General features: G+C 68.6%; 7 protein-coding genes. 6 read left to right on the forward strand and 1 reads right to left on the reverse strand.

The annotated features are described in order from the left end of the window. Positions 1 to 9 precede the first annotated feature (9 nt). The 6 genes from D7Y13_RS14000 to D7Y13_RS14025 all read left to right on the forward strand — a co-directional run bounded on the left by D7Y13_RS14000 (position 10) and on the right by D7Y13_RS14025 (position 5,227). Positions 10 to 1,347, forward strand: coding sequence for a phage tail protein (locus tag D7Y13_RS14000; protein ID WP_120582244.1), 1,338 nt, complete (start codon positions 10 to 12; stop codon positions 1,345 to 1,347). 64 nt (positions 1,348 to 1,411) lie between these two features. Then, positions 1,412 to 3,325 carry a hypothetical protein gene (locus D7Y13_RS14005; protein ID WP_120582245.1) on the forward strand — a complete coding sequence of 638 codons (1,914 nt, stop codon included), beginning with the start codon at positions 1,412 to 1,414 and terminating at the stop codon, positions 3,323 to 3,325. A gap of 7 nt (positions 3,326 to 3,332) precedes the next feature. Then, complete coding sequence (locus D7Y13_RS14010; protein ID WP_120582246.1) at positions 3,333 to 3,740, forward strand: hypothetical protein; 408 nt, start codon at positions 3,333 to 3,335, stop codon at positions 3,738 to 3,740. 173 nt (positions 3,741 to 3,913) lie between these two features. Beyond that, positions 3,914 to 4,210, forward strand: a complete 297-nt coding sequence (locus tag D7Y13_RS14015) for a hypothetical protein (RefSeq protein ID WP_120582247.1) — start codon at positions 3,914 to 3,916, stop codon at positions 4,208 to 4,210. A gap of 71 nt (positions 4,211 to 4,281) precedes the next feature. Next, positions 4,282 to 4,506 carry a DUF6900 domain-containing protein gene (locus tag D7Y13_RS14020; RefSeq protein WP_120582248.1) on the forward strand — a complete coding sequence of 75 codons (225 nt, stop codon included), beginning with the start codon at positions 4,282 to 4,284 and terminating at the stop codon, positions 4,504 to 4,506. A gap of 106 nt (positions 4,507 to 4,612) precedes the next feature. Further along, positions 4,613 to 5,227 carry a ribbon-helix-helix domain-containing protein gene (locus D7Y13_RS14025; RefSeq protein WP_120582249.1) on the forward strand — a complete coding sequence of 205 codons (615 nt, stop codon included), beginning with the start codon at positions 4,613 to 4,615 and terminating at the stop codon, positions 5,225 to 5,227. Between the two features lie 106 nt (positions 5,228 to 5,333). On the opposite strand, the gene D7Y13_RS45210 is transcribed toward D7Y13_RS14025, so the two are convergent. After that, positions 5,334 to 5,726: a hypothetical protein gene (locus tag D7Y13_RS45210; RefSeq protein ID WP_147444169.1), complete on the reverse strand. Its 393-nt coding sequence runs from the start codon at positions 5,724 to 5,726 to the stop codon at positions 5,334 to 5,336. Positions 5,727 to 6,406 lie beyond the last annotated feature (680 nt).

Here is a 6,406-nt window from a genome sequence, read left to right on the forward strand (position 1 = left end):
GGAAGCACCATGGCCACGGTTGAGCTGCCCACCCTCTACGTCGACACCGTCTCCCTCTTCGCCGAGACGCGCCGTCCCCTCCTCCTCAACCGCGCTCCGGGCCCAGGGGAGGAGGACGTCCCCGTCGATGCCACGCTGGGGCTGGAGCTGGTGGACGTCGGCACGGACGGCATTGCCCGGGCGGCCACGCGCGTCTGGGTGGATGGGGTCCTCGCCTTCGCGGGCGGGGACAGCGTCGAGGTGCAACCCGCCTTCGCGGGGCCTCTGGCGGAGGTGAGGCAGACGGCGGACACCCTGCGTGTGGTGCTCCACCCAGCGGTGCCGCTGGCCAGCCAGGCCACCGTCTCCGTGCGCGTCGTCTCCGCCACGGCCGGCGGCGAGCATCTCCTCGACGAGACGTACACCTTCACCGTGGAAGACAGGACGGCGCCCCGTCTCGTTGGCGCACAGTCCCTGGCGCCGAAGTCCGTGCGCCTCGCCTTCGACGAGGACGTTCGGGTGCCGTCCTCGGCGCGCTTCGCCTTCACGCCTCGCGGCGCGCCCGCAGTCCCAGTCGCCGCCCTTGAGGCCGCGGCGGACGGTCCTCTCGTCCACCTCGTCCTCGACACGGAAATGACGCCGGACGTGGTGTACGAAGTGCGCGTGGAGGGCGTGACGGACGCGCACGGCAACCTGGTGCTCGCCCCCTACCACCGCGCCACCTTCGCGGGCTTCCGTCCGGTCCGGCCGCCCGCCCGGAGCTTCCATCTCTGGGACATGCTGCCCCGCCACAACCGCCGCGACGACGTGACGGGCGACCTGCACCGCTTCATCTCCTGTCTCCAGGAGGTGACCGACTTGCTCCTCTCTGACTTGGACGCGTTCCCCGACGTCTTCGACCTGGAGCGCGCGCCGGAGCTCTTCCTGGGCGCCATCCTCCAGGACTTGGGAAACCCCTTCGCCTTCGAGCTGGACGTCCTCGCCCGGCGCCGGCTGGCCTCCGTCCTCGTGGACATGTACCAGCAGAAGGGCACCGCGCTGGGCCTACGCAACGCCATCCGCTTCTTCCTCGGCATCGAGGTGCGGGCCATCTCCCCTTTCGCCTCGGATACTCTCGTGCTGGGCGAGTCCGAGCTTGGGGAGGACTGGGCGCTGGGGCCCTCGGAGCGCTTCGCCCGCTACGCCTTCAACGTCGAGGTGGAACGCCTCCTCTCACCCGCGGAGCGCCAGCGCCTGCGCACCCTCGTCGAGTACCTCAAGCCCGCGCACACCCACTTCGTGGACCTGGTGGAGCCCTTGCCGCCCATTCACCCCGAGCACTGGGAGCTGGGCCTCAGCGAGTTGGGCGAGACGACGACGCTGCACTGACGTCCGCCCGGCATGTCCCCGATTTCTCGCGCCCTGCCTTTGCCCTCCACTGGAGGGTGCAGGCATGAGCAACCGGCTGGATTTCTTCTTCAGGCAGAAGGTGACGGAGGCCGAGCTGGACTTGGCCTTCGCGCAGTTGGAGCAGGCGGACAGAAACCTCGCCTCGGACTTGGGCGTCCACGGCGTCATCTCCGGGGCGGTGCCCGCGCCGCACTCCCCCGTGTCCAACCTCTCCGTCGACCTGACGGCCCCGGGCCGCGCCTACGACAACCTCGGGCAGCGCATCTTCTTCGGCACCGGGCAGACGGTGGACTGCGCGGTGGACGTCTCCGGCATCCCCACCGACGTCTCCACCTCTGGCAGCGAGCGGTGGGTGGGCATCTTCCTGCGTTTCACTCGCCTGCTGTCGGAGCCGCGCACGGACGGCAACTCCCAGCAGGTGTACTTCCGCCGCGACGAGTCCTTCGAGCTGGTGGTGCGCCAGGCGCCGGAGGGCCCCGTCGGCCTGGCGCCCAAGCCCGCCCTCCAGCCCGACGAGCTGCTGCTGTGTGACGTCCGGCGGCGCCCCGGGCAGACGCAGATTCTCGCCGCGGACTTGGACACCTCTCGCCGCCAGGCCTTCATCTTCGCGAGGGGCACCTCAGTGGCCGTGGAGAGCGGCACCTGGGACGTCCTGAGCCCCAGCGCCCAGACGGTGCAGGCGACACTGGACGAGGTGGACGGCGAGTTCGCCGGGCACTTCTCCGGCGACACCCGGAGACATGAAGCCAGCGACGTGGACTACGCGCCCCACGGCTTCATCACCTCCACCACCGTCCAGGAAGCCGTGGACGAAGTCGTCGACAAGCTCTCCTCGGCCACCACTGGCACACCGGGCGCCTCGCGCGTGGGCGCGGACGCGGTGCCCGGCACACCCAACCTCCTTCCGGCGGGCACCGTGGATGCGCAGCTCTCCTCGCTGCTGGGTTTCGTCAACGCCCACCAGGGCGCGGCTACCGGGGCCCACCACGCCAGCGCCATCGGCGCTTCGCCCCATGGCTACGTCAGCAGCACCAGCGTCCAGGCGCAGTTGCAGGAAGTCGTCACCCGCCTCGGCGAGACGACGGCCGGAAGCCCCGGCGCGTCTCGCGTCGGAGGAGACGCGCTGGCCGGGACGCCCCACTCCCTCGCCGCGGGCAATCTTCGGCAGCAGGTGACCGCGCTGCTGGGATTCCTCAACGGACACGTCACCCAGGGGGCGGGGGCCCATGCAGCCTCCGCCGTCTCCGTCGCGGACACGGGCGATCTCCTCACGGCAGGTACCGTCGAGGCGGCCCTCAACGAAGTCCTCGGGGCCTTCAGCGGTGGGCACTTCCGCGGCAACGAGGCGGCGGCGGGCCAGCACAAGGCCATCGTCCAGCCCGTCCTGGGCGCCGGTCGCGTCCTGCTCTTCGACTCCCGAGGTGCCGGCAGCTCGGCCTGCAGGCTGCGCCTCTTCGCAGACAACGCCTCCGTGTGGTTCACGCTGAATGCCAACTGGAATGGCAGTGCCTGGGCCCGGGACGACACCGCCCTCTCCGCTGGGGGTTTCCGCCTCTCGCGCAATGAGGCCGAATTCCTCCACGACAACAGCATGGCCGCCACCTTCACCGCGTGGACGCGCACCTGGAGGCTGTCCATGGGCACTGCCTCCAACAACTCCGCCTTCGAGTTGACGGGCAGCGGCCTGCGCGAGGAGGGCCGCTTCGGCCTGGAGTACTGCAACAGCGACACCGCCGCGCATGACCTGCTCGCTGGCGGCGGCTCGGTGACGTTCCGCAGTCGCTTTCCCACCGCGCCGTCCTCCATCACCTTCACCCCCTTCGCCACCAGCGGCGGCTTCGCCGGCAACCCCACCATCATGGTGCCGGACAGGGACGGCTTCGCCTTCTACAGCCACCAAACCATCCCCGCGCTTGGGGCCACGTACTGGTTCGGCGCGTACATCGCCATCGCCTGAGGACTCCATGGCCCTCCTCGAAATCGCCGAGACGCACGTCCTGCAGCGCTGCACGCGGTGCAACAGCAACAACCACTCCGCTCTCGAATCCCTGGAGGTGGGCGTCGCCCGCCGTGAGGACGTGGACGACGGCCTCGTCCAACTTCCTCCGTGCTCTTCCTGCCGCTCCTCCGAGTTCCTCATCCGCGCGGCCGAAGGCGCGCCGGAGCATCCAGCACCTGGCAGCTTCGGCCACCTGCACCGGCTCCTCGTCGGCCACCTTCACGCCGAGCTCGTCCAGCGCGGGCGCCTCCACAGGGCGCTCAAGCCGAAGGGGGGCACCGCCCCGCAGGTGGTGACGCAGCCCCTGACACAGGAGGCTCGGGAGCGCTGGTTCCCTCGGGGCCTGAGAATCGAAATGTCGACCGACGAGTAGCCCCGCGCCCTGGAGGACTCCAGTCAATAGGAATACACTGCCAGCAAAACAGAGGACACCCGGCGCCAGCCACGCCCCGGGCGACCCAAACCCCTCTCCACTCGGCTTGCTATGTCTCGCAAGCAGAGCGTGTATGTCTTCACGCGCTGCCCACTGCGCGCCAGGAGACACGCATGGTCATCGGCACCGACACCACCTACATCGGCAATGAAATCCCCGGCCTCAAAGGGAAGAAAGTCCGCATCTTCGCTGTGTTGCGCGGCGGCCTCCGCCCCGACGCCGACCCGGACGCGAACGGCTACTACGTGGACACCGACGAGAAGTTGGCACGCCTCGGGGGCGTCACCGCCGAGGACCGCATCGACGCGGCCCCCGTTCGCTGGGATGGCGGCACCAGCTTCGTGCATGTCGACCCTCGCGCTATCGACTTGGAGTGCTTCGCGCACCTGAGCAAGCCCAGCGAACAATGACTTGCCATACGCGCAAAACAGAGCGCGTATGCCTCACGCGCGCCACCCAAGGCGCACGGACGGACGAAACAATGACACCCCGCAAGTCACGCCCTGTCGGCACCGCGAAGCCCGACCCGGCCCTCGAAGAGACCCTTGAGCGCATCGCGCGCGAGACGCTGAACATCGAAACCCTGAAGACGCGCAATAGCGACAGCCTCGACTTCCACGAAGTGGCGGTGTGGCGCCTGAAGGAGGCCCTCAATGCGGCCTACCAGGCCGGCCTGAGCTCCGCCAGCAGCGCCCGCAGCAAGTAGCGCCTCCTCTCACCACCCACGCCCCGCGCAGCAGCGCACGAGGGCCGCCGGGCCGTCCTCGTGAACGGCAGACGTGTACCCACGACCCGGAAAGGAAAACACCACCATGTCCCGCACCACCGCCCCGAAGAAGAAGCTGGAGTCCATGAACCTGACGGAGCTGCGCGCCCGCTACCTCGAAGTGGTGGGCGAAGAGACGCGCAGCCCCAACAAGAAGTACCTCATTCGTCGCATTGAGGAGACCCTCGCCGCGAAGAAGCGGCGTAGCCCCACCCACCGGACGACGGCCACGCCTCCCAGCGCACCTCCGGCGCCTGCGCCACAGGCCGCCCCCACGGCGGACGTCACGCAGCATGCCCGCGGGCGCGGACGCTTCGCCGGCATGTCCGTCCAGGAGCTGCAAGCGAAGTACCTCGAGGTCGTCGGGCGGCCGACGGGCAGCAGCGACGTCGACTACCTCAAGTGGAAGATTCGGGAGGCGGAGGCTGGGCGAGTCACCGTGGGCCCACGCCCGGAGCGCGAGGCGAAGGTGCGCGAGGACGGCAAGCGCGTCATTCCCCTCTCCTTCGACGCGGAGGCCCTGAAGGCCCTCGACAAGACCTGGCGCAACGCAGGCATGCCGAGCCGGACGCACTTCTTCCGGCGCGCCATCCGCCGCTACCTTGTCGAAATGGGAGTTCCGGAGGTCGCTGCTCTCTTCGCCCCGAATCAAGACAAGTAAGGCCTGCCATCGCGACGAAGCGACAAGCTATCGAGGCCCTCGTGTCGAAGATGCTGAGCGAGGGCCTGGTGACGCGAGAGGGAGCCAGGCTGGCATGGCATACCTTTCACGGCATGCCATGCGGGCCGGGCCCATCCTCCTGTCGAAGCCTCCTGGTTTCACCTGATGTTTCACGCATGTTTGAGAGGCGCGCCCCTCCGCAGTGGCGAACACCACGCATGAGGGGCAGCTCTCTCGCGCCGGAAGCAACCCACTCCCCCAGTGCTTCCTGCCCCGGGGTGTGAGCGCACAGCGAGTCTTGGGCCTCCACGAGCTTTAACGCTTCCACAGCGCCGAGCATGTTGAGCGCCGCGGCCTCTGCTCGTCGGTACTCTTTTTTCGCCTTGGCGAGCCGCGTCCGCGATTCGGCACTCCCGTTCATCGTCGCGTACACTCGCTGCAACGCCACTTCCACTCGCCGCAGTTCTTCTGCAAGGAACGTCCTCTCGCTCATCGTCATCCGCATTCCCTACAGCACACAAAGTGCCAGCCCGCCGGGTGGCTCACGCCAGCAACCATTCCTGTGCGGTCACTTCATGTTGTCACCCAAGGCGGACCCTCCCCTCCTCCATTCACGCACTACTCGACTACGACATATGCCCAGAGGATGGTAATCATCACCCGCCGTCCCAACGCGCATTCGCCCCGAATACACAGCAATGCGATCAAAACCACACATGCCCAGAATCCCGCGCACTACTATTTCGAAGGCTCACAGAGCATCTCTGTCCACGAGGGAACCGCTGAGCCCGTCCGCTCCGAAGTCCACGGGCTCTCTTGAGTCGTCCTTCCGCGCCGCCCTTGATGAGGAGGTAGCGCGCCCAATCGCCAGCCTCGTCGCGAGACTGGCCGAGGTCGCGAAGCGCCTCGCCCCCGGGCCCCGGCAGGCAGCGTCGCGCCAGCGCCCAGGCCACGACGCGAGGCCTCCGCCCCCCGCGCAACCGCAGCGCCCGCTCCGGATCCCGCCTCCCACGCCTACGGCCAGGGCCTGCGCCGTCATCGGCTGCAAGCGTCCCCACCGCAGCCAGGGCTACTGCGCGGCGCACTACCAGAAGCGGCGCCTCATGGTGGCCACGGGCCGCCTGCACTCCGCGTGGGCGGAGGACGCCGCGCCCCACAGCATCCCCGAAGTCATTCTCC

The organism is Corallococcus praedator (assembly GCF_003612125.1).
GTDB classification, from domain to species: Bacteria; Myxococcota; Myxococcia; order Myxococcales; family Myxococcaceae; genus Corallococcus; species Corallococcus praedator.